This is a genomic window from Mongoliibacter sp. (assembly GCF_007692705.1).
Taxonomy (GTDB): Bacteria; Bacteroidota; Bacteroidia; order Cytophagales; family Cyclobacteriaceae; genus Mongoliibacter.
The window spans coordinates 22,361-44,759 of the sequence record NZ_REBN01000168.1 but is presented as its reverse complement, the minus strand read 5'-3'; the positions used below and the strand labels follow the sequence as shown (position 1 = coordinate 44,759).

Annotated in this window: 18 protein-coding genes; 1 reads left to right on the top strand and 17 read right to left on the bottom strand. The window is 38.0% G+C overall.

Features of this window, described 5'->3' with window-relative positions; translation table 11 throughout:
• Positions 1-94: 94 nt before the first annotated feature.
• The 11 genes from EA341_RS11460 to EA341_RS11410 all read right to left on the bottom strand — a co-directional run bounded on the left by EA341_RS11460 (position 95) and on the right by EA341_RS11410 (position 16,786).
• Complete coding sequence (locus EA341_RS11460) at positions 95-2,188, bottom strand: S9 family peptidase (protein WP_293014392.1); 2,094 nt, start codon at positions 2,186-2,188, stop codon at positions 95-97.
• Positions 2,189-2,342: 154 nt separating this feature from the next.
• A complete protein-coding gene (locus EA341_RS11455) occupies positions 2,343-2,783 on the bottom strand; it encodes a nuclear transport factor 2 family protein (RefSeq protein ID WP_293014389.1) in 441 nt (146 codons plus the stop codon).
• 262 nt (positions 2,784-3,045) lie between these two features.
• Positions 3,046-3,618, bottom strand: coding sequence for a flavodoxin family protein (locus tag EA341_RS11450; RefSeq protein ID WP_293014386.1), 573 nt, complete (start codon positions 3,616-3,618; stop codon positions 3,046-3,048).
• Entirely contained in the window at positions 3,615-4,085 is a 471-nt protein-coding gene (locus EA341_RS11445) for a hypothetical protein (protein WP_293014383.1), read from the bottom strand. The genes EA341_RS11450 and EA341_RS11445 overlap by 4 nt, the downstream gene beginning before the upstream one ends.
• Positions 4,075-4,509, bottom strand: a complete 435-nt coding sequence (locus EA341_RS11440) for a hypothetical protein (RefSeq protein WP_293014379.1) — start codon at positions 4,507-4,509, stop codon at positions 4,075-4,077. The genes EA341_RS11445 and EA341_RS11440 overlap by 11 nt, the downstream gene beginning before the upstream one ends.
• 129 nt (positions 4,510-4,638) lie before the next feature.
• The gene (locus EA341_RS11435) at positions 4,639-8,364 is read right to left on the bottom strand and encodes a hypothetical protein (protein WP_293014371.1); all 3,726 of its coding nucleotides are present in this window, start codon (positions 8,362-8,364) and stop codon (positions 4,639-4,641) included.
• 638 nt (positions 8,365-9,002) lie between these two features.
• Entirely contained in the window at positions 9,003-10,511 is a 1,509-nt protein-coding gene (locus EA341_RS11430) for a leucine-rich repeat domain-containing protein (RefSeq protein WP_293014368.1), read from the bottom strand.
• 11 nt (positions 10,512-10,522) lie between these two features.
• Complete coding sequence (locus tag EA341_RS11425) at positions 10,523-11,473, bottom strand: hypothetical protein (protein ID WP_293014365.1); 951 nt, start codon at positions 11,471-11,473, stop codon at positions 10,523-10,525.
• Between the two features lie 46 nt (positions 11,474-11,519).
• Positions 11,520-12,875, bottom strand: a complete 1,356-nt coding sequence (locus tag EA341_RS11420; RefSeq protein WP_293014362.1) for a hypothetical protein — start codon at positions 12,873-12,875, stop codon at positions 11,520-11,522.
• A 32-nt stretch (positions 12,876-12,907) separates the two neighbouring features.
• The gene (locus tag EA341_RS11415; RefSeq protein ID WP_293014359.1) at positions 12,908-15,688 is read right to left on the bottom strand and encodes a TonB-dependent receptor; all 2,781 of its coding nucleotides are present in this window, start codon (positions 15,686-15,688) and stop codon (positions 12,908-12,910) included.
• A gap of 309 nt (positions 15,689-15,997) precedes the next feature.
• The gene (locus EA341_RS11410; protein WP_293014357.1) at positions 15,998-16,786 is read right to left on the bottom strand and encodes an SDR family oxidoreductase; all 789 of its coding nucleotides are present in this window, start codon (positions 16,784-16,786) and stop codon (positions 15,998-16,000) included.
• Between the two features lie 117 nt (positions 16,787-16,903).
• On the opposite strand from EA341_RS11410, the gene EA341_RS11405 reads away from it, so the two are divergent.
• Positions 16,904-17,035 (top strand): hypothetical protein, encoded by a 132-nt coding sequence (locus tag EA341_RS11405; RefSeq protein WP_293014355.1) that lies wholly within the window; start codon positions 16,904-16,906, stop codon positions 17,033-17,035.
• A gap of 158 nt (positions 17,036-17,193) precedes the next feature.
• Here the strand turns inward: EA341_RS11405 and EA341_RS11400 are convergent, their stop codons facing one another.
• From EA341_RS11400 to EA341_RS11375, 6 genes are all read right to left on the bottom strand, one after another.
• Positions 17,194-18,483 carry an agmatine/peptidylarginine deiminase gene (locus EA341_RS11400; RefSeq protein ID WP_293014352.1) on the bottom strand — a complete coding sequence of 430 codons (1,290 nt, stop codon included), beginning with the start codon at positions 18,481-18,483 and terminating at the stop codon, positions 17,194-17,196.
• 219 nt (positions 18,484-18,702) lie between these two features.
• Positions 18,703-19,989, bottom strand: a complete 1,287-nt coding sequence (locus EA341_RS11395) for a type II toxin-antitoxin system HipA family toxin (protein WP_293014350.1) — start codon at positions 19,987-19,989, stop codon at positions 18,703-18,705.
• The gene (locus tag EA341_RS11390; RefSeq protein ID WP_293014347.1) at positions 19,983-20,318 is read right to left on the bottom strand and encodes a helix-turn-helix domain-containing protein; all 336 of its coding nucleotides are present in this window, start codon (positions 20,316-20,318) and stop codon (positions 19,983-19,985) included. The genes EA341_RS11395 and EA341_RS11390 overlap by 7 nt, the downstream gene beginning before the upstream one ends.
• 450 nt (positions 20,319-20,768) lie before the next feature.
• The gene (locus tag EA341_RS11385) at positions 20,769-20,909 is read right to left on the bottom strand and encodes a hypothetical protein (protein WP_293014345.1); all 141 of its coding nucleotides are present in this window, start codon (positions 20,907-20,909) and stop codon (positions 20,769-20,771) included.
• 316 nt (positions 20,910-21,225) lie between these two features.
• Complete coding sequence (locus EA341_RS11380; protein ID WP_293014343.1) at positions 21,226-21,603, bottom strand: GxxExxY protein; 378 nt, start codon at positions 21,601-21,603, stop codon at positions 21,226-21,228.
• A gap of 200 nt (positions 21,604-21,803) precedes the next feature.
• Positions 21,804-22,337, bottom strand: a complete 534-nt coding sequence (locus EA341_RS11375) for a YceI family protein (RefSeq protein WP_293014341.1) — start codon at positions 22,335-22,337, stop codon at positions 21,804-21,806.
• Between the last annotated feature and the right edge of the window lie 62 nt (positions 22,338-22,399).

Below are 22,399 nucleotides of genomic sequence, written 5' to 3'. Positions count from 1 at the left end.
GTACTAAAATATCTGGAATATTTTTTTTGACTGCCTCTGCTGATATATATACTAAGTTAAAATATATTTCAGGCAGCTGCATTGAATTGATGGTTTATTTTGAGATTCCTAAAATATCAAAGACAAAAGCATATTCCCTTGCAACTTCTTTGAGACGCTCAAACCTCCCACTTGCACCTCCATGTCCTGCATCCATATTGGTGTAAAGAAAGAGGTTATTGTTATCCGTCTTCATGGTTCGGAGTTTGGCTACCCACTTGGCCGGTTCCCAGTATTGAACCTGTGAGTCATGCAAGCCTGTAGTCGCTAAAATATGGGGATAATCTTTAGCCTCCACATTGTCATAGGGAGAATACGAGAGCATGTATTCGTATTGCTCCTGAATGTTTGGATTACCCCATTCCAGCCATTCAAAAGTGGTTAGCGGAATGGATTCATCCATCATAGTTGTCACTACATCTACAAAAGCTACTGCAGCAATTACTCCCCTGTAAACTTCTGGAGCCATGTTCAGAATCCCTCCCATCAGCAATCCTCCAGCACTTCCACCTGAAGCAAAAAGTTTATCTTTGGCTACATAACCATTTTCCTGAAGCCATTTGGAACAATCAATGAAATCATAAAAAGAGTTCTTTTTATTCATCATCTTTCCATCTTCATACCAGTCACCTCCCATCTCTTGTCCACCTCGTATATGGGCAATAGCATACACCATCCCCCTATCCAGCAAACTTAATCTTGCTGAACTGAAAGAAGCATCCATGGAATAGCCATAAGAACCATAGGCATAAATCCAGCCGGGCATGCTGCCATCCCTCTTGAATTTATCTTTTCTATATACTATTGACATCGGGACTCTTTTACCATCTCTTGCAGTAACCATGACCCTTTCTGTCTGGTAATTATTTTTATCAAAATCACCCAACACAGGCTGCTCTTTCATCAATTCCTTTTCCCTGCTTTCCATGTTATAATCATACACAGAGTTAGGGGTCGTCATAGAAGTGTACGAGTACCTGACTATATCTGTATCAAAAGCGGGGTTATAACCCAAACCGGCTGAATAGGCAGGTTCATCAAATTCAATCTCATGCTCTGAATTGCCTGCATATTTGACAATTCTGATTTTGGCGAGACCTTCCTTTGTCTCTTCAACTGCCATGTAATCTTTGAAATAGTCTACATTTTCAAGAAAAACATCAGTTCTGTTTGGAATGACATTCTTCCAATTTTCCTTAACCGGATTCGATATGGGCGCTTTTACCAGACGGTAGTTGACTGCATCTTTATTGGTATGGATAAAGAAATCATCTCCCCCGGCATGGTCTACACTATACTGCACATTGTCCTCTATAGGAGCAATCAGTTTAGGTTTACCGGGCTTATTGGCATCTATAAAGTAGGCATACGAAGCATCGGTTCTACCTGAACCAATGATTATATATTCCTTGGATTTGGTGATTCCTACCCCACAATTAAGGGTTTGGTCTTTTTCCTCGAACACCACTTCATCTTGTGAAGGATCTTGTCCGATGATATGTCTTTTTACCTGATAATTTCGAAGCGTTTCGGTATCCGGAATGGAATAATAAAAAGACTTATTGTCTTTGGTCCATACAGCAGAACTTCTGATGTCTTCGATCTTATCCGGAAGGATTTCGCCTGTCCGCAAATCTTTGATCATCACATTATAAAAATTCCGGCCTTGCGTATCCATGATAATAGCCACAAGATTATGGTCATGACTGACAGAAGTAAAGAAATTGAGGAAAGACTTTCCTTTGCCCAATTCATTCCCATCCATGATGATCTGCTCTTCTGCATCAAGAGAGCCCTTTTTTCTTGCATAAATTGGATATTCACCCCCTTCTACATATCGGGAATAATAGTAGTAATCATCCAATTTGTAAGGCACTGAAGCATCATCTTCTTTGATACGGCTTCTCATTTCCTTGAAAAGTTGATCTTGAAAACCCTTCGTATGGGCCAACATGGTATCCATATAAGCATTTTCAGCATTCAGGTAATCTATTACTTCCTGATTTTCACGGTCATTGAGCCAATAGTAATTGTCTGTGCGAACATGGCCATGTTTGGCCGTGATTTCATGGGTTTTTATTTTGGCTACAGGCGGATGAACTTCTGGCAAACCAGAAGTTGACTCTTCAGGGGAACAAGCTATACTCATGCTTAAGGTTAATAGTAAAAGGATTTTGGTCTCTATTTTCATATTCCAAACTAATGCTCCCAAAGATAGGTGTTTGTTTTAAGATTTGAACTTGGTGGGTCAAGGGCATTTGGTCATTCATGACCAAAAAAAAATAAAACCTCCTAACATGGTGTCATCTATTTAACACTTCTGATGATTGTCTGGCTACCAATTGCCAAGTATTTTCAGACCTAATCCATACATTGGTAAACCTTCTCGGTATCCATTCTTCCTGATTTTTTGTCATGGAAGGAGGTTGCTGCAGTTCTTTCCCCATGACAATTGCAATATTTTGATTGAAGGTGATTTTTTCAATGATCCTTTCAACCTTGGGAAAAACATGTCCACTTTTCATCAATCCCACAATTTTTTCCGGGGTCACAATTTCTCCATTGGGATTGTTTACCACATAATCCTTTGTCCATATTTTCAATAATGAGGTGGTGTCTCCTTGGTCTAGCAAATCGGTCCAGTACTTTTCCAACCTTTTTATTTCCAGTTCATCTTTTGATTGCCCAAAACTAACTGAAGAAACAAAAAAGAAAATGGGTATTAATAGAAAGATAGGTTTCATATTTTTGCTGCTTTATTTAAAGGAATGATTTTTACTGTAAAGGTAAGCTTTTCACGTTTGAAAGTCTGAAAGCAATCAATGTGATTTCTTTGAATGAAAATTCAAGGGTTTCCAATTACATTAATCTATTTAAACGTATAATGAGTAACCCACTGTTTTTACATCTTTTTTATTCGTATAAAAACCATGACAGTTACTAAAATATTCATGACCTCCTTCAGGAAAATCAAGCAGGTTGGATTTTACAAAATGCTTGAATTTATTATTCAATCCTCAAAACCATTTCTCCAACCCTCTTTCCCAAGCCTTCAGCCTTTTTCAAAAAAATCTCCTGCACTTCTTCCCCTGCAAAATCACCTTCTCCAGTAACTGCCGAAGCTCCAAATGCAGCCTCCACTGCATCTCCTCCTACAATGACCATCCCGTGAATCATCATGGCCCGAATCATAATGAACATAACAGCTTCTTCCCCAATTGAAAATCCTCCTCCTGTGACGAATACCGCTCCGATTTTATCTTTTAAAGGCCTGCCCTCAAATGGCCATGAATTGATAAACTCCTGTACTTGTGGAGTCATGTTGGCATTGTATACTGGGGAGCCTAAGATGATGGCTGATGCATTGAATATATCCTCTTCCAATACTTCTTGAACAGGTTTGAGAATATATGATACCCCATTTACCTGTTCAACACCTTTAGCAACTGCCTTGGCCATGGTTTCCGTTTTGCCGGATTGGGAGTGGTAGGTGATGAGAATGGTCTTTGCTGATTGCGCTTGTACACCAAAGAATGTAAAAACACACAATACAAAAATCATCTTAGGCAGTCGTTTCATAGCCAAAGTCTTTTGTTTTTTTCCTGTACCAAATCATAAACTTTAACTCCCCTTGAAACAGCATAATCGGACAGTTTTGAGTCAGAAGTGATTAAAAACTCGCATTTATCTGCATAAGATAAGAGTAAGGTGTCTGTAATTCCCAAATCATAAAAAGTATATTCCTCTATGACCTTTATCGTCTTTAAATATTTTTCTGTTGAACTTTTTATCAATTCCGAGATTTGAAAAATATATTTGCTTTTTAAATCCCCTTGAAAGTTATTTAATAAGTTGTCTACCTCAGTCCAAACATTTGGCAAAACAATCAAGCTTTCTATATCCTGAATCAGAGAAAACAAATCATAAAAATCTTGTTCATCATATATTGACAAGCGCTTGTGTCTTTTGATTTGTCTAACATCCATAATCCCGACAATCAAAAGTAAAAGAGCGTTTGTATCTATTAGCTTCTTTTTAATTTTCATATATGTAAAAACCAAGTACTTCTTTGTTCGAATTAACTTTAAGTTTTTTAAAAATTCTTTGATTTTTTAAGCCTGGTAGCTCAAATGGACTGGTTCTTTGATTGGTGTTATCTACCAAAAATGAAACTACAATATCCCACTCTTTGGTGTGTTCATTAAAAACAGCCTGTTCTAATCTAAAATCAGGTTCTTGAACTGTACTTAAGTCCTTCAAATTTTCAATTGCAATTTGAAGTAGTTCTTTAAATTTTACTTTTGATTCCATCGCCTTTTTCCAATTTTTGACTCTTAAATATACAATAGTTTTCCCTGTAAAAGAATTCCACTCCACTGTCCATTCACCACTTTCCAACTTACCTTTTGTAGCCTTTAAATCATTTTCAAAATAGAAAAATATCGACCCTAAATGTAGCTTTTGAGACACATCAATACTTTAAGATTACAGAATAATTAATAAGAATTTTCGAACATTTCTAGTTTAAAAGCCTTTCGTTCAAACCCTATTTATTGAGTCCTTTTGCATTTGAGGATGTTAATTTTATACCACAAATAATCATTTGACTACTTCGGGATTTTTCCAGAACTTACTCCTAAATACAGAATAAATTCCTCCTAAAGTGCCCACTATCCCTGTTACATATGCTGTGGCTTGATCCAAAAAACTTCTATCAAAATAGCTGATCATCGCTACCGAAATCAGTACAAAACTAAATACCGCTATCTGTATGGAAGTCGCATTTCCAGTGTTTAATTCAAGTTTTTTGAAGGTATCCTTCTCTTCTCTTGAAATATGAAGCAAAATAAAATACCGAAAAGTGTCACTGAATAGTGAAAAACGGTCTTTCCCCGCTTCATAAACTAGTATACCCTTCTGAATCAGCTCAACAATGACAGGTGCTGCCGCATAATTGAGAAATTCATGGACTGCAAATTCATAAGTAACCTTCTTTTCCTCAGCACTCAATTCTGCCCAAATATTGGTGTAGTCAGCTTTGAAAAATCGCTGTCTCAATAACAGTTTGGTTTCTACATCATGTGGGATAATTGGATTTTCATCAATCACCTTACTGATATGCTCAAAATTACTCTTAGAAAAATCCTTGTCTTTAATGGGAATATAGGAAAACACAAAAGGACTGAAAACTTCGGAAAAATGCAGTTTCTGCTGTTCACCCTCAACCTTTGAAATCATTTGTTTCCACGAAATTCCTGAAATAAGCACCAATAGCATGTCATGCTTTTCACAAAACTCCATCAAGTAAGAAAGCCTTTCGAGAAGTTTACTACTATCAGCAATACAGTGTAAATTCTCAACCATTAAGGTTCCTTGTTTGTCTAAAAATCCTTCCAACTCCCTATCTAATTTAGGGGAAAAATGGTCCAAAACATTGATAAGCTTCCCATCAAAACCATAGATTTCGTCAACTTCAATTTTAAAAAGTTTTGCGACCAATTCCTTATTCCCATCGGAAATCAACCGGTGAATAAAGAAAAACCGACACTGAAGCTCCCCTTGATCATCCATTTGAATGGATTTTCTTTTTTCCAACAACCTTGACTGAATATCAGAAATTGTTTCATTTAGCTTGGGGTTAATCCCTCCGGCAAAAAACATTTTTTTAGCCACTGTTTTATTAAGCCAATAAATTATCCAAAAGAATAAAATAAAGCTCAGAACGCTTAAAATGTCCCTCAATTTTAAATCTGTAAAAAACTCAATTCCATTTTGCTTAATTTCCTTAGAATCTTGTTCATTTTCCTTTTTACTTCTGATCAAAAAATCAATATTTCCAGTGGAAGTAGTCACAAATTCCAATAATTCTTCATCTTCTCTGATCGGAAAAGAGGTAAATAGGTTTCTCCTTTTCTGGCTATAATCCCCAATCCATGAAGAAAAGCCTTCTGCATTCTCTTGTAGCGTTATAGATTTCGCCTGCCAAACCTCTTTTTCTTGCTGAAAAGTCTTGGAGAAAATCATATAACCAGGAAAAAACCCAATCAAAGTAATCCATAAAACAAAAAACCAAGCATAAAGGTGATTGGTCTCTAACCAAGGAATTTGTTTCTTCAGCCAAGTATTGGCATTGCCATTTTCCAATTGTAAAAGAAGTTTTTCAAAATATACTTTCAGCAAAAAACAGCCAAAGACCAATAAAATAAAGATGAAGACAAAACAAAAAGCTAAGAGAGGGTTTGACATAGCGCCCTTGAAAAAAATGGCCAAAAAGACCATTATCAAAGAAGTGAAACCTAAAAATTTTATTGCATAAAGCCTGTTTATGTTTTTCTCCATAGCTGAAGTACCAGCTGTCCATCTCATTTCCAGAAAAATGAAAATCGCCTGAGTTGAAAAAACCATAAAACACAATGTAAAAAAATAAAGTGTAAACATATTTACTGAAAGAAAGTGGTACATTCCTAACATCACCATTATAAGGATCATAAATAACAAGATCAAGAACAAATAATAGGACGAATTGAGCCTGCTAGGAAAGAGATGGTTATAAGAAAAATCAGTCCAAAGTCCATAATTTGATTTTGGACTAAATGACCACCTTAAAATAGCCAGTAACAACAATAACAGTATATAACCCGATAATAGCACGAATGCTTCCAATACGACAAAAAATGAGAAGGAATGCTCTAAGTGCTCATCTTGTAAATAAATAAGCCATGTGGACCGGTCAAAATCACTGACCGGGATTTTTTGAAGATTCAATATGTAAGAGTATCCATCCACATGAAGATTTAAATCCCAGGCGGTTTTTTGGGAAACATCCTTGTTGGATTGCATAATGTTTTTGAGCAAGAGCCAGTTTTCATTTGAAAGTAATCGGGAGAGATTATCAAAGGGAGCTTTCACCTTTTCACTTTTAAAAATCACATCCCCATTGTCTTTTACTAAAATGAACCTATGCTTATCTGATAGCTCCTTTAATGCGTTCCATTTAAATGTTACAGCTTTAACTTCACAATTCAATGTGTCAAGTTTGCTGATTACAGTTTCGAGACTTCCATCTTTTCTCGAGTAATGGCTACCTATGAAAAATTCATTCTCAATTGATTGTGGGTCATTGCATTCCCGGAAATTATTTCCTGAAAAATGGTAAAAATATTCACGCTCGGACAAATTGATGAAGGAACCTCTTCCAGGCAATTGCATATCTCCCAATACCAGAGTTTGCATCTTACCCAGACAATCTATTGTCAGGTATTCCATCAAACCTCCACTGCCAAATGTTTTTCTCAATAAACCCTGATTAGCATCAATCTCTTTTTCTATCTCATCACTAATTCGTTCTCTTTTCTTTGAATGCTCCTCTTCCGAGTAGGGATGATGGTCCTTGACAAACGCAAACCCCAGCCCCATCAAAAGCATAAATCCGAACAGAGAAAGCCCTACACTGAACACCTTGAATCTTGTCAAAACATCTCCGCGCCTAAAGCCAAACAGTGAAATGATAGGGAGGGAAAAAATCATCATCGCCAACAGAAATAGCAACAATGATAAATAACTAAAATCAATTCTAAAGCCCAGCGATTCATAATGTTTTTTACTAATCAACCCGGCAAGAATCAGTTTTTCACCTTCCAGGAAAAATGGAGTGTAATACAAAAAATACGACTGGTCTTGATGAATAATTTCAGCCTTAGTAATAGGAAGGTCTAATCCATCCTTTTCTGTCAATTTCAAGAGTTTTTTACCTATATCCATTGAAGGGTATAGGATTTCACCATTTTCGTCTGCTAAAAGAATTTTTTCGAAAAAATCATGCTGAGCAGACAGGCTGAGAGCATTTGCCAAGGGTATAGTCAAATTAATTTTAGGAGGGTTTCCAACAGAATCAATGAATTTAAATTCTCCATCCTCAAAAAACTCCGGGTTTACAGGATGGCGGATTTTCTTAAGCTCATATTCTCCATTTTTAGAAACAATTTCAAGAGATGAATTTAAGCTATCCTTATTATTCAGGGATTTAAATTCCCTGTATTGTTCTCCCGTGATTGACTTAAGACTTGCTGCAAATTCCTTCCATTCACTTGGGAAATTATTTTCCCCCAACTTTTCAGTAATCACATAACGAACAAACCTGTCTTCATGCTCTGCTAAAAAAGAATGGTAAAAGGAAAAGAACTTGGTTTTAACCATTTCCAGATTCCTGATAGCCTGATTATCCAATTGAACTTTATTGTCCTGTGATTGCTGGAAAAGTATAAACCCCACCACTACAATAGCCGCTAAAAAAAATCCCCATATTTTCAGTTTGCGAAATCCCATGAAAATTCCGATTAAAAACCTATGGAAAGTTACAAAAAATACTGAAAATCAATAATTTATGTTACAATTCTTTTAGTCATTCATATTTGTCTTTACATTTCTAAAGACTCCCGGTACAACTCTGTATATTCCCTACAACATCCTATCAATCTTATTTATTTTGCTGTCTATAAAAGCAGGGCAAGGGTTTATGAAAAGCACTCCTGAATCTATCAAGGTAGGTTTAAGATTTTAAAAAAGTTATACTGAAAAAACCTTTAGAATATCCAAATCAAAGCCTTAGCTTTTCATAATAATACAGCACAGGCACTATGGCATTGCTGAATTCACTTAAGGTGAAATAGCCTTTTTTCTCATCAAAGCAGATCGCTTCACCCTGTGGTTCTGTGGGGTTCCCAAGGATAAAGAGATTTAGTAAATCGGCATGACAAAATCTTCTTCCAAGTTCTGATAATTTTCAAAAAAAAATAGAATTTCAAAAATATCGTAAGCCTAGGTAAATACTGTTCTAAGAAAGACTTTTAATAGAATCATTAAGTATTTATGGATTGAACTTCAAAAAAAAGCCATCAAACCTAATGGCTTGATGGATTTTTAAAAATAGCTATCTCTAAGTGATCTAACAAAAACAAATATGATTAATCACATGAGGAGAAATCGCCGCCACTAAGTTCACCGATCTCGGTTCTGTATGCTGCAATTACACAAAAATCAGCTTCAATTTCTCTTATATCTAAAATAGCGATACCATCTGGAGCTTTTTCGTTTTGTAAGGCACCTTCTTCCATCAAATCAGCCAAAACCGAAAGATCTGTCACAGCTGTATTTCGCATATTCAGTCTCCAGAGGTTTTTGAATTTAGCGATAGTTTCCATGCCTTCATTTCCAAACTCGACATTTCTAGCAATCAAAGTCCCTAAGTCTACATTATTGCCTAATGGGGAAATATCCGTAATACCAGTAACAGTGTTGATGTTGAAATAAGTGATTTTGGTATGCTCACTGAACGGAGTAAGGTCCGAAACCTCTGTTCCATCCAATCTCACAAAAGTAAGATTTGGCATTTTCTCTACCCCAGATATATTTGAGGTAGTAGTACCTCTAAGGTCCAACTCTTCCACAGTTAGAAGTAATTCTTCTGTGATCTCATCTTCATCACCAAGGCCTAGGATCTCTCTCACCCTTCCTTCAAGGCCAGCATCTTCAAAGAAAGAAGCTTCAACTGTATCGCCACAAGTGGAACCATCCCATCCTTCTAGCTCTCCTTGTGGAAACTGATCAACCCACTGAGCGATCAAACATGGATTTGTGATGTTATTATTTTGAAGGTCAAGAGAAATTTTATTCCCATATAAATCAGATAGCTCCTGGGTAAATGCACCTGCCTCAAAGATTGCTACTAAAGGTGTGATATCTGTAATACCAGTATTCCTGATATTAGACTCCACCAATTTTGTGTATTGTGCAAATTGTTGGAATTGCTCATCACCAACTTCAGCATTTCTTAAACTTAGATAATAAAGGTTCACCATTCCATCAAGTGGAGAAATGTCAGTGATATTCCCACATCTATTGAAGTTCAAATACTCAAGTTGTGTCATTCCTGCGAGAGGAGAAAGATCTGAAACAAAAGCCTCTCTTAAGTTAAGGTGCTTTAAAGTAGATTTTCCTGCCAATCTTGAAATGTCAGAAGTTGGCGTTTCTCTCAAATCTAAAAACTCAAGTTCGTTTAGGTTTTGAACAAAATCAAGTATAGCCGCACCTTGACCTTCTAAGTCAAGATTCCAAAGATTCAATTCTTTTAGACTTGTCAGATCCTGTATAGGAGACATATCTGTTACATTGGTAAAGTTCAAATTCAAAACTTCTAAGTTGGTGGCCTTTTCCAAACCAGAGATAGAAGCTACCTGTGTATTTGCAATATTTAAAGTGGTTAGATTTGCCAATCTTCCTACAGTAATATCATTATTGGCTCCAATGTTCAAATCGCTTTTGATAAATCCTTCCAAAAGTTCATCTTCAAACACAACTACCTCATCATTAGGATCCTGAGTTGGGGGAGTGTCATCATCATCAGTACATGCTATCGTCATTGCTCCAAAAAGCAAGGCCAGCATCATTATTCGCAAATTGTAAAGTTTAGTCATGTTTATAAAGTTTAGTTTTGTAGTCTTTTGTAATAATATAGTTCTGGAATAATTGCATTAGAAAATTCACTTAAAGTGTAATAACCACCTTCATGATCAAAGCAAATGGCTTCTCCCTGCGCTTCGGTCGGGTTATATGGTGCCAAGGCTGGCTTTGTGGCCATTAAGTCGGCAAAACTTTGTCCTGCCTCCCTTTTCCAATAATAAATCCTATCGTAATTTTTTACCAAAACCTCCATCCCATCCATAGAAACTGTCCCGGCAGTGGCTCTGGTAAATGAAAATGAACCTACTTCAGTAGCAGTGCTTCGATCTGTAGTGCTTTGTGGGTAAGGAAGTACAAATAAAATAGACCTAAAATCTCTTTTGGTAGCCAAATAAATATCTTTAGTTAATGGATCAACCATTAAAGTTTCCACATCATGACTTTTATCCGGATAAACAAACTTGATCTCTTCGAATTCAAGACTTAAATCTACTATTTGGCCCCTATGAGCCTCTTCGAATTGAGGTTCCTCAAATCTATAAATCGTATAATTTGCGTATACTTGATCATTATCGCCAACATCTCCTATATAGAGGTAATCCACACCTTCTACCGGACCATTAGCAATTTCTATATCCTCCCAATCCCTATTTCTAGTTCCCGGGATTCTATATGCCGCCACAGTCTCACCTGTATTGGCATCAAGTAAAAAAAAGCGGTTATCATTGTTTTTATCTTGATGCGACCACACATAACCAGGATTTTTTCTCGAATAAGCCAGACCTGAAGCTTCTATTAGTGTTGATGCTCCCATAGATTCGGCTGGAGAAGCAAATATGTTTAGTCTTTCCATATTCACATCAGAAAAATCCGCCTCAAATGGAATGTGGTTTTGCCAAATATCAATTGGTGAATCTGCCTCTGTACAGGAAAAACAAAGTATAATAAAAGAAACTATTTGAATTGCTCTTAGCATATAAAAAGGTTTGGGAGCCTTAAGCTCCCAAACTATTAGGTTTTAATTAATTAGCTGGTCCGAAAGCACCAAAGTATTCTTGAGGAGTTGGCGTAGTATAAGTTTTGCCGTTTACCTCGTATGATGCATATCTAGGTGAAAATCCAGTATTAGCACCTGTTAATGCAGGAGATCCAGCACTCAATCTAAAATCAGCATCACTAGGCATTCTGTCTACAGTAGAACCTTCTCTTGCTGCTTCAATATCAAAAGATCCGAGGGCATAATTGACAAACATCGGGTCATTTTCACCCACACCGCCAGCAACATCAGTTTCAGGTCTAGGCTGATCTTCAACTCTTCCAACTGTACCGTTGGAAGGATAAAATTCTTCTACTATGATTTCTTCATCCCCATAGTAATATTGAAAGCCCCACACTGTATTAGCCAAATCAGGCTGATCATCTGGTGGTACCATTCTTAATCCATATCTGGAGTTGACTACTATGTTGTTGAAGCACTGCCCCCTAGAGCCATTTTCATAATTTAGAGAACCTCCTCTACCGGCTTGAACTCTTCTCCAGCCAGAGTCTACGATAGTATTATTATAGAAGTAATTGTCTGCCTGAGGAGTTCGGCCTTTTGAATTAGCCACTTTTAGTCCATTCGTCGCTGATCCAAAAATCAAATTGAAACAGAAGTCACCCACTGTACCTGATTTGGTATTGACTGCTTCACCACCTGTTTCACCATTCAATTCAAAAGTAGAATAAGCAATCAAAGTTTTGGCACCATTCAATCTTATGGCATCATCTTTAGAATAAGCAATTCTAGTATGCCACACAATAAAGTTTGAAGTCAATCCATCATCTTGCATGTAAATTGCATACCTAGGTTCTCCTTCAGAAATTTCACCTTCTTGAACAATTGGGTTATTGGCTTCACCTGGAGCGCCTGCATATTCAATATCAGCATATTCAAATACTAAATCTCCCACAGTCTCAGTGGCAGTAAATCCTCCCCAAAGACCCGCAAAAGTATTTGCAACAGTTCTTCTTCCTTCAGGAACTGTAAATGTTACCCTTGCATTTTCAGTACCGTAAGCATATAGGCTACCTCTTACTACGATCTCAGGGCTACTTCCTTGACGACCATCGCCATCAATGATAACAGTAACTCCTTCTTCTATTGTTAAACTTTCGCCTTCAGGGACCACTACGTCACCTGTAATAGTATACGTAGACCCTGCGGGCCATACTCCTGACACCTCTCCAAACATGTTTTCAGGAGTAGCTACGACCTCCTCGTCATCATCGTCATTTGGATCCTCCGTTATAGGATCTGGATCACTTTCAGAACAAGCTGCAAATCCGAAGATTATCGCTATGATGAAAGCTGATCTCAACCAATTAGTCTTTTTCATAATTTAAAATTTAAGGTTTAGTTTATGGATATTTAATTTCGTTTAAATCTTAGCCCTACTCTGTAAGACTGCCCATAACGATCAGTTCTTACTGTGGTCTCATTTGGGTTGTCTTGATATGGAAATACTGCATCTTCCCTCGCCAAAGGGCTTTTGACAAATAATTGATAAGGTGAATCAAGAATATTATTTACTCTGACAAATAATGTCATGTATTTATTGATCCTTTGGTCAAAAGAAAAATCAAGTTGGGTAATAGGCTTTGACCAATGATCGTTATCCAAGAATGGGGAAACAAATTCTATTCTCTCACCTGTGTAAACTGCTGCCAATTGGATATCAGTCTTCTCAGACTTGTACATAATACTGAAGTTTCCTATATGATCAGCTTGACCCTGTAGTGGTCTTGTTTGATTTTCAATCACCTGCACCAGTTGAGAGCTCTCGTCTGTCGGATCTTCCCTTCTTCTGGTTATTTTGGTTGTGGTAATCCTTGAATTGGTATAGGTATAATTCATCCTTACACCAATCCTTCTGAAGTATTTGATAAAATCAGCCTCCAATCCCCAGTTAAATGCATCACCAAAATTATTTGGTCTCAAGCTAAGAGGCCCTGAGAAAATTCTATCTCTTACGAGTGTGTATTCAATCGGGTCTTTGATATCCTTTACAAATGCTCCCAAAAAAATCTGCTCCGTCAAAGAAGGAAAGTGTTCCCATCGAATATCATAGTTATTTGCTCTAACTCTATTTAAACCTGGGTTTCCTGATTCATCAAATCCATCATCCTCTGACATTCTGTATGGAACAATCTCATGAAAACCCGGCCTCGCTAAGGCTTTGTAATAAGATGCTCTTATATTGGTTTTTGGGTTTAACCTATGCTTAAAACTTAAAGAAGGCAGCAGGTCCAAATAATTCTGACTAGAATCTGGATTAACATTTTGCTGTGCAACCCTAAGAGAATATCCCTGTTCGGTCATTTCTGCCCTTATCCCTGCATGGATTTCCGTATTGAATATATCCCACCTAGTGGTAACATATCCAGCAGCAATCCTTTCAAAAGATTCAAAATTCAATGGATCTGAAACCCCACCTCTTGGATTCAACAGCTGAAAATTGACATCTTCGAAAGAATCCCAATGTATTCCCTGAATTTGAAAGGCAGGATTAAATGGATCAAAAATATACCTATTGAAAAAACTTTCTCTTTCCTTATCCCTATACATTCCACCAAACTTCACTTGGGTCTGATCATTGATCAGTCTTGGAGAATATGTAAAATTTAGATAAAGTGTCAAATCTCTATCTGTATTGTTTTCCCATCTTCTGTTATTCCTTCTTTCTATATTTTGAGGAAGCTCTTCAAAGTTGGCCAGTTCTCCATTTCTAATGAAATTACCATCATCTGGAGATTCGCTTTTTGCTATAGAAGCTACCGCATTCCAATCAAAAACAAAGTTATTTGACAATTTATGCTCACCGCTTGGATTCAGCGTCTGAATATTTTGAAATCTATTAGTAAACCTAGTAATATAAGTCAAGATACCATTTCCCTCCGTGACACTAAAATTTCTACCTTCGGTGTCAGTATCCAGCATATCTCTTACCCGGAAATCATTTAGTTGATAATTGCCATAGTAAAATTTCAATACATTGTTTTCATTGATGTTATAATCCAACTTGCTGTGGATGGCATAACGTTGTTGCTGTGTTGAAGATTCTCTTTCCTGCAGCCTTTGAAGTGTTGGCCTATTAGACCCGAAATTATCCAAGCCTACTCTATACCATTGACTATCTACACCACGGTAACTATTTTGAAAACTTCCTCCAAGCATTACGCCTAATTTGTTATTTAGAAATCTGTCTCCATAAGTCAAACTCCCAATCACATCAGGTAAAGGCATAACATTTTGTAAAACCATATTTTTGGTGGGGAAATCGGAGGTTTCAGCAAAGTAGTCAGGACCATTCTGCTGATAAGGAGAAAGCCGATTAATTGGGCTACGGTCATAGGTATAAAACCCTCGATCCATGTTTAGCTGGTTATATCCTAATTGAATGTCTCCTTCCAACATAAACTCTTCTGGAGCATCCTTCATCACTAAATTTACAGCACCTCCAATAGCATCACCTTCCATTGAAGCATTAAGAGATTTGGAAACTTCAAGTCTTTCAAGCAATTGGGCAGGAAAAATATCTAATGGAATATACCTGTTTTTATTATCAGGCGAAGGGATTTTCACCCCGTTAATAAGCGTATAATTATACCTTTTGTCCATACCCCTGACAATGGCATGCTGGGGATCACCATTGGCATTTCTTTCAATCGATAAACCAGATACCCTTTGCACAATATTGGCAACCGTAATATCTGGAGAAAGCTCAATCGCTCGTTTGGATATAATATTTAAGGTATTGGGGGAATTACGCTCCAAATTTCTCGCCTGCATTTCCGAGCCCTTAATCATGGATGCAGAAAGTACAAATTCTGAGAGATCACTTAATTCTGATTCTAATTCAAAATTTCTCCTGACAGTGTTGCCGTTAAATTCTATTTCTGTGACTTCTCGTGAATACCCCACAAAGGAGACTTCTACCCTGAAATTACCTTCCGGCACATTTTTGATAATGTAGGATCCATCAAGACCTACGATTGAATACATTTTTTCTCCTGCAGATTTGATTTCCACTGTAGCTCCAATCAAAGGTTCACCGGTTTCCCTATCCTTAACCAGGCCGGTAATAATAGAAGCAAATAATGAGGAATACGTTACAGTAACGAATAATAAGAACAGCAAAATCCTTTTCATGCCACAAATGTGGTCAATCGCTTTTACCCCTTCATTTCCTAAATGTTTTTGTTTTGTTACTAATCAGAGATTTTATGTTAGCTAGATGTTAAATCAATTGGATCCAGTAATGCCTTCCCGGGTAAAACCTTTGAAAAAAGTAGCAAGAGAGTATGGCATTGAGTTATTTTAATGTTAACCAGACAAAGAAAGTTGACGTGTAAAATTTGAATTACTAAAAATGAATTTTAAAAATCTTCTCTTGGTGTAAAATGCATGACAAATTATTTTGATATGATCTCTGATTAAACCTATATAGCAAGTATATCTTTACCCATTCATCTTCGCCATCATCTTCCTCAAGACACCTGGGATCAGACGTGAAATGGCGTACATTACTTTTCCATGGCCTGTGATGACGACCATTTTTTTACGGTTAAGAATTGCTTTAACCATGGCTTTGGCTGCTTGATCTGTTGGCCACATCAGATTCGCAGGTCTTGGGTCCTTGGCTTCGGGGTGGAAGTTTCCTTCATTGTCTATTCTTGTGATATTGCTGTCCACAAAACCTGGGTGAATGGTGGTACAAGACACGCCCGAACCAAGTAACTCCGATTGCAAGGTTTCGCCGATATTGTGTACAGCTGCTTTACTGGCACCATAGGCTCCTAGATTGGGATTGGGAACAAAAGCAGCCACACTGCCTATCAAAGCAAGCCTCCCCTTAGTTTTTCGGAGTTCGGGGAGCGCATACTTAGCCGTGAGTGCTAGTCCTGTCACATTGAGCCTCAATTGCCGATCCCATTCTTCTCCAGAAAGCTTTTCAATCTTCCCCATCACCCCTCCACCGGCATTGGCAATACATACATCCAATTTGCCAAAAGCTTCAATAATTTCATGCAAACACTTTTCAATGGATTGCTCTTCCAATACATCGCAGAAAAAAGCTTGGGCTTTGCCTCCTTCCTGTTGGATTTCCTGTACCAGTTTTTCCAGTAATTCCATTCTTCTTGCGGAAGCTGCAACAGTTGCACCTTCTTTGGCAAATGCTTTTGCGAGATGGAAGCCTATTCCTGAAGAGGCTCCTGTGATCCAGATGATGTGGTTTTTGAATTTCATGGATTTATTTTTTTAAATTCATTATTTCCATCGGTCAATGACCCTCATGACCACTCCTAAGGTCCGAAGCGATATTTGCTTTACCACCAATGACTGAAATAAATTTACAAACCAAAAATGGCAAAACCTCTTAAGGCATCCACCAAGTCATTTCTTTTGGATGTGGACAGAGGAGCTAGTGTTTATATTTCACATTTGGTTTTGGGTTTACTCGGACCTTGTCCCGAGGATCGGGAGAACGCAAAGTGAATCGCAACGAGCGCGGAGGTTTTTGCTGTAATCCCGTTACGATCGTTGCGTTTTATTTCGTTGCGCTCGCCGCGAGAAACCATATCTCTAAATTTATTTGTAATTCAGAAAGCCCACAATACCCTAATGATATGATGGTTTTATAAAAACCATATACCTCAATTCACTTTAGGCACTTGTTTAGTATAACAATGTAAACCTCCGCCTAACCAATTATAAGTTGTAGCGTCTATCCAAACCAATTCTTTATCGGGATACAATTGGGTGAAAATCTTTCTCACACGTTCTTCTTTTTCAGCAGAGCTACCAACAGTCAAGTAAGTTGGTAAGAGCACTTTGTCATTGGAAATCAAAAAATTGAGATAAGAAGAAGCAGATAGATATTGCAATGTATCCCCCAATGCTACCTTTTGGTGGGGAAGAAAATACTCCTTGCCAATAGTTGAGTCATTCGATGCCCAGCCTTGTACAACAATAGTTGGTCGGTAGCGCAAGTCCGGCAAAGGAACTTTGATGATTTTGAACGGTCTTCCATCCTGATCTTTAGCTTTGATCAGAATATCATACGTTTCCTTCATTCGGCGATGGTTTTCAGCATGAACAGGATGCGAATCTTTTTCTTCTTCATCCACCCAGGCCAACAGAATGGTATTCGGGTTAGCAAATCGGATATATTCATCTGTATGACCATCGGTACCAATAGCAACATATCCGGGAACGACTATGTCTGTTGGATAACCATCTTCAACCAATCCTTTCCCCACCCAAATAAAATGATGGACTCCCAAAGTGCGCTTGAGTTCATCTTCAATATCGGTTTTACTTAAAGTTGGATTGAGCTTCAGTAACCTGTATTCATTCAATAAGATGGTTCCTTTGCCATTCACTTCTAACTCGCCACCTTCAAAATTCAAGGTTGAAACAATCACCTCCAATCCATCTCTAGCAGCTATCAAACTGTCCGTTTTTTGATTTCGGTTGAAGAAAGATGCATCTGCCTTTGCCTCGTCAGGATCAACACCTTTCTCGATTAAAAAACGTTCAAAAAAATCCTGAAATGACCAGCGATAGTCCACTGCCTTTTTCTCTCCTAACCCATTAATCATATACACTGGACCGACATCTCTAAGTGATATCGCCTGCCGAATAGGAATGGACACAAAGTTAAATACAGCAGTATCTAGGTTATTTTCTACAAGGTACTGCTTAAATACTTGAGGATTTTCGCTGGTATCTGACACAAATATGACAGAAGTCGAACCATCAAGCGCACGGGCTAAATCGGCTGCCAAAGGAAATAATTCAGTGTAATTTTCTGACCAACCAATGATTATGGCTTCTTGTGGCTCCCATTCAGCGGGATAGTAAAAAATTGTAGGGTCCCTTTGCTCTTGCTTGCAGGAAAAAATTACAACTACCAAAAAGACGAAGAAAGATAGGTTTTTCATGAATTGTGGGCTTTTGTTTCTGGCATGCCTTGTCCCGAGCATCGGAAAACCGTGTCAGTTTTTGCTATAGTCCCGTTGCGGTCGTTGCGTTTTTTTTCGTTGCGTACGTTGCGTGAACTAATTCTCCTAAATTTCCATGAAATCCAGTTAGCTAACAATACCCTAATCATGTGATGGGTAGAATTTTGGGAAGGAGAAAAATTAATAAAAAAACAGCCCCTACACCAACTTAACCAATGTAGTAGCAATAGCCTCTGCAAGCTTTGTATTCACCTTGTACTTGTTAGCATAATCCATCCATTTTGACACTACTTCCTGTACTTCTTGGATAATGCCCAGTGGGTTTCGGATGGAATTTTGCTTGGCAATCACCAAAAAATCATCCAGCATAAAATCTTTCCTTTTGCCATTGATACTCAAGCAATCCTGACTGACCCAAACACTTTCAGGCCTGTAAGCATGGCAAATATCATAAGCAGGAGAAAGACTCCATTTCCCCTCCTGATCCATCAGAAAAGCAAAGTTTTTGGTATGGTCGTCACAGTTGCGGGCAAGCACATTGAACACCATCCTGCGATACAATTGCTCCGCTTCTGCATAGGACAGCCGAAGTTGGCGCATCGTCTGAAACAACTGCTCGTAGCTGTAACTGCTCACATTGTTAAAATCAAAATGCTGCAAAGCACAAAAAGTCTGCATGTGGAGCTTGTCTGTTCCATTGACCCTATCAAAACGCCTGGTCATAAAATGGGCCCTTCCCTCCTCTTCTATCAGTCTGCTTTCTGCCATTTCAATCCCAGCATCTACCGCCATCTGATAGTAGGCCATCTCCACTCGGCCATAACCAAAGGTTTCTCCAAACTGCGTATCATTGACCCCATCAAACTTGATCAACCAATGTTCAAATCCAGCATCTTGCAGCGTCTGTCCCGAGCGGATCATTCCTGTAGCTTCATTGTAAGCGATGATGGCTTTAGGTCTTGCACCTCCAGCAGAAGTCCCCATTTTCAACACATCCAATAAGGCATCCTGCATAGCAGAAGTGGTTTGAGCTTCAAAGCGCTCTCTGCTTTCCAACAACTTCTTGGTCGTCTCTATCAAACTTGATAGTTCCAAGGCCTGTCCTTGCTCTTGAGCAGGTAAAGTTGAAGGTTCAAACTCCAAAGCACCCATCCCCCTGTTTCCGATAAAGCAGAGTAATTCCACAGGATTCAGTGAGTTTTCCGCCCGTCCATTGCGGGCCAACCATCCATTGATCAGTTCATTCCCATAGCGATCAGGCAAGGAATCTGCCAACAAACCAGGAAGTCCTTTGAATGTGGTATTTCTCCTCAATTCCGGAAAGCTGAAAATACGGGAACCTAACGGCATCCGAACAGGAGAGATATCCAATTTCCCAGAAGCAAATCTGCGGTCGTATTCAAAAAAAGCCAATTCCTGCCCTTCATCCCATACCACTGCCCCAATCCGCTGCCCCCAAAGCTTCACAAATGCCGTCCTTACCATCCCAGGTCATCTTTAGGAGGAGACTTTTTACTTTTAGAAGCTCGCTTCCATTTGGCTTCATCTTCCTTCGCCAATTGCATAGGACTGATGGTGGTGACCTCCTGAAAATCATTCAAGACGTACAAAGCATCCAGGACTCTTAATACTTTCAAGAGATTCAGTAGCGCTATATTCTCTCCCCTCTCCAACAAACTGAGTGTAGAACGGCTGATGGCTGCCCGCTTGGAAACTTCTTCTTGGGTAAGATTTTGATCTATCCTTCGGGCTTTGACAAAGGCTCCTACCTTCTTCAAAATAGCCGCATCACTTATGTATGAAATTTCAGTCATTAGTAGATTATTTGGCACACTACGAATCATATTTCATACAAATGTACTGATTTATTATGATAATAAATATTTTTGAATGAAATTTCAGTCGTTAACATATTAAAATGTGCTTAATGAATCATATTTCATACACTATAAATAATTGGTTAGAATAGAAATGTAATAAAAAACTACTTGGGACAAGTTAATTGGATACAAAAATCTGCAAGTTTTTTTTGATGTAAAGATCATTACAAGCACAATTGGCTAATCAATAGTTTTTGGATAAAGCAATTTAGAAACCAGAAACCTACCTTAAACACCTCTCCTAATTGGCTCCTGCTGCGTACTGCAATGAATGCCTCCCAATTGCCAATTGAGCGGCATGGCATCGACGAAAAAAAAAATTAATCGTGTGATAACAGGTTCCAAATAAACCCCTTCAGCTATAAAAATTGGGGATTGGATAGCTCAACCAATTGAGGCGACTGATAAGACCTCTTTGAGATAATCTGAAAGCATTATAAAGAGAAAAACTACAGTACCTATCAGGGCGGCACAGCCGCCAATGACACAGGTATGGGCGAGGATGTTTTCTGTTTGGATTTTCATAGTGCTGATTGTCTGGTTGTTATGCTGCCGAACAGCTTTCATAAATGTACGAAATTGAAACAGCATAAACAATACCCTAATTAGGTTATATCAGAATTTTATTACTACTAAAAACTATTTATCAAAACAATTAACTTATCAATAAATAGATTTAAAGAATATTAAAAATACTTCTAGTTCACGCAACGAACGCAAAGATGAACGCAGCGGTCGCGACGAAGGCTACGCTGCGCTCGCCGCGTAAAACCGTAGCGCCCGCTGCGTGAACTCTTTTATTATTATAATTTAAATTGTAAGTCATATTTAAATCGAAAAACTAAAGCTTATTAGCTAACCTATGAATACCATCTTTTAGGTATTTTACATTAAAATTCAATAGTAACCCCAATTTCTTTTCCGATAGCTTCAAGTACGTCAAAGTTTGAGCAAAATGTACGGGAGCAAGTCCATCATTGGCTTTTATTTCTACGATCACTTTGTTTTCCACCAATAAATCCAGGCGAAATCCTGCTTCAAATTTTACTTCTTTGTAAACGAGGGGAACTGGCACTTGGGAGACCACAAAAATACCGGCCTGAATCAATTCATATTCCAGAGCCTTTTCATAAACTGATTCCAATAATCCGGGACCCAAGTTTTTATGAATTTCAAAGGCCTTATCCAAAATGATGGTTGCTATTTCATTTTCTTTCATGATTTAAAAAATTTATTTGACTCAAATTACAAAAGAAAATAGAGCTGTAAAAACTTAAAAATATGAATTAGTCGGTTAATTAATCGGTTATCTTACTAATAAATTTCTCGCAACGAGCGCAACGAAAATAACCCATGTATAATGTAATCGTTGCGGCCGTTGCGTGATTCCCTTTGCGTCCGCTGCGTGAAACAAAAAATCTAAAATTCTAAATACACCCTCACTTCATCCGAAAGCACCAAACTCTTCTCCCCTAGTCCAAAATCCAATCGATCAATAACAAACTCTCCTTTAAACTTCCTTTGTTTTTCTGAATTAGCCACAGAAAATGGAATTTCCACCTCCTTTTTAACAGCCCTAATCTGAAGCTCAAAAATCCCTATAAAAGTATTTTTTCCATTGGTTTTGAATGACTTGGATTGCAAACGTATTTCAGGATATTTCTTCACATCAAAATATTCCCTGCCTTGCAAATGCCTATCCCGTAACTTGATGCCCGTTTCTATACTGACTGGATTGGCTGTTCCTTGGATGCTCGATTGAGCCAATTTCTTCGGATCAAAATCCACCTCCACCATCCAGTCCGAAATTGTCCCATCCACTGTGATGCCTGCATTTTTGATTTTGAATTGAATTGGGTTTTCTGGTTTGATCGTTTGGGCTACAAGTGAAAATGAAATAAATAAAATCACTAACAACAAACTTAGCGTTAGTTGGATTTTCTTCTTTTCCAAGATTGAGTTCACGCAGCGATCGCAACGTAAAATACGCAACGAGCGCAGCGGGTCAAGAACAA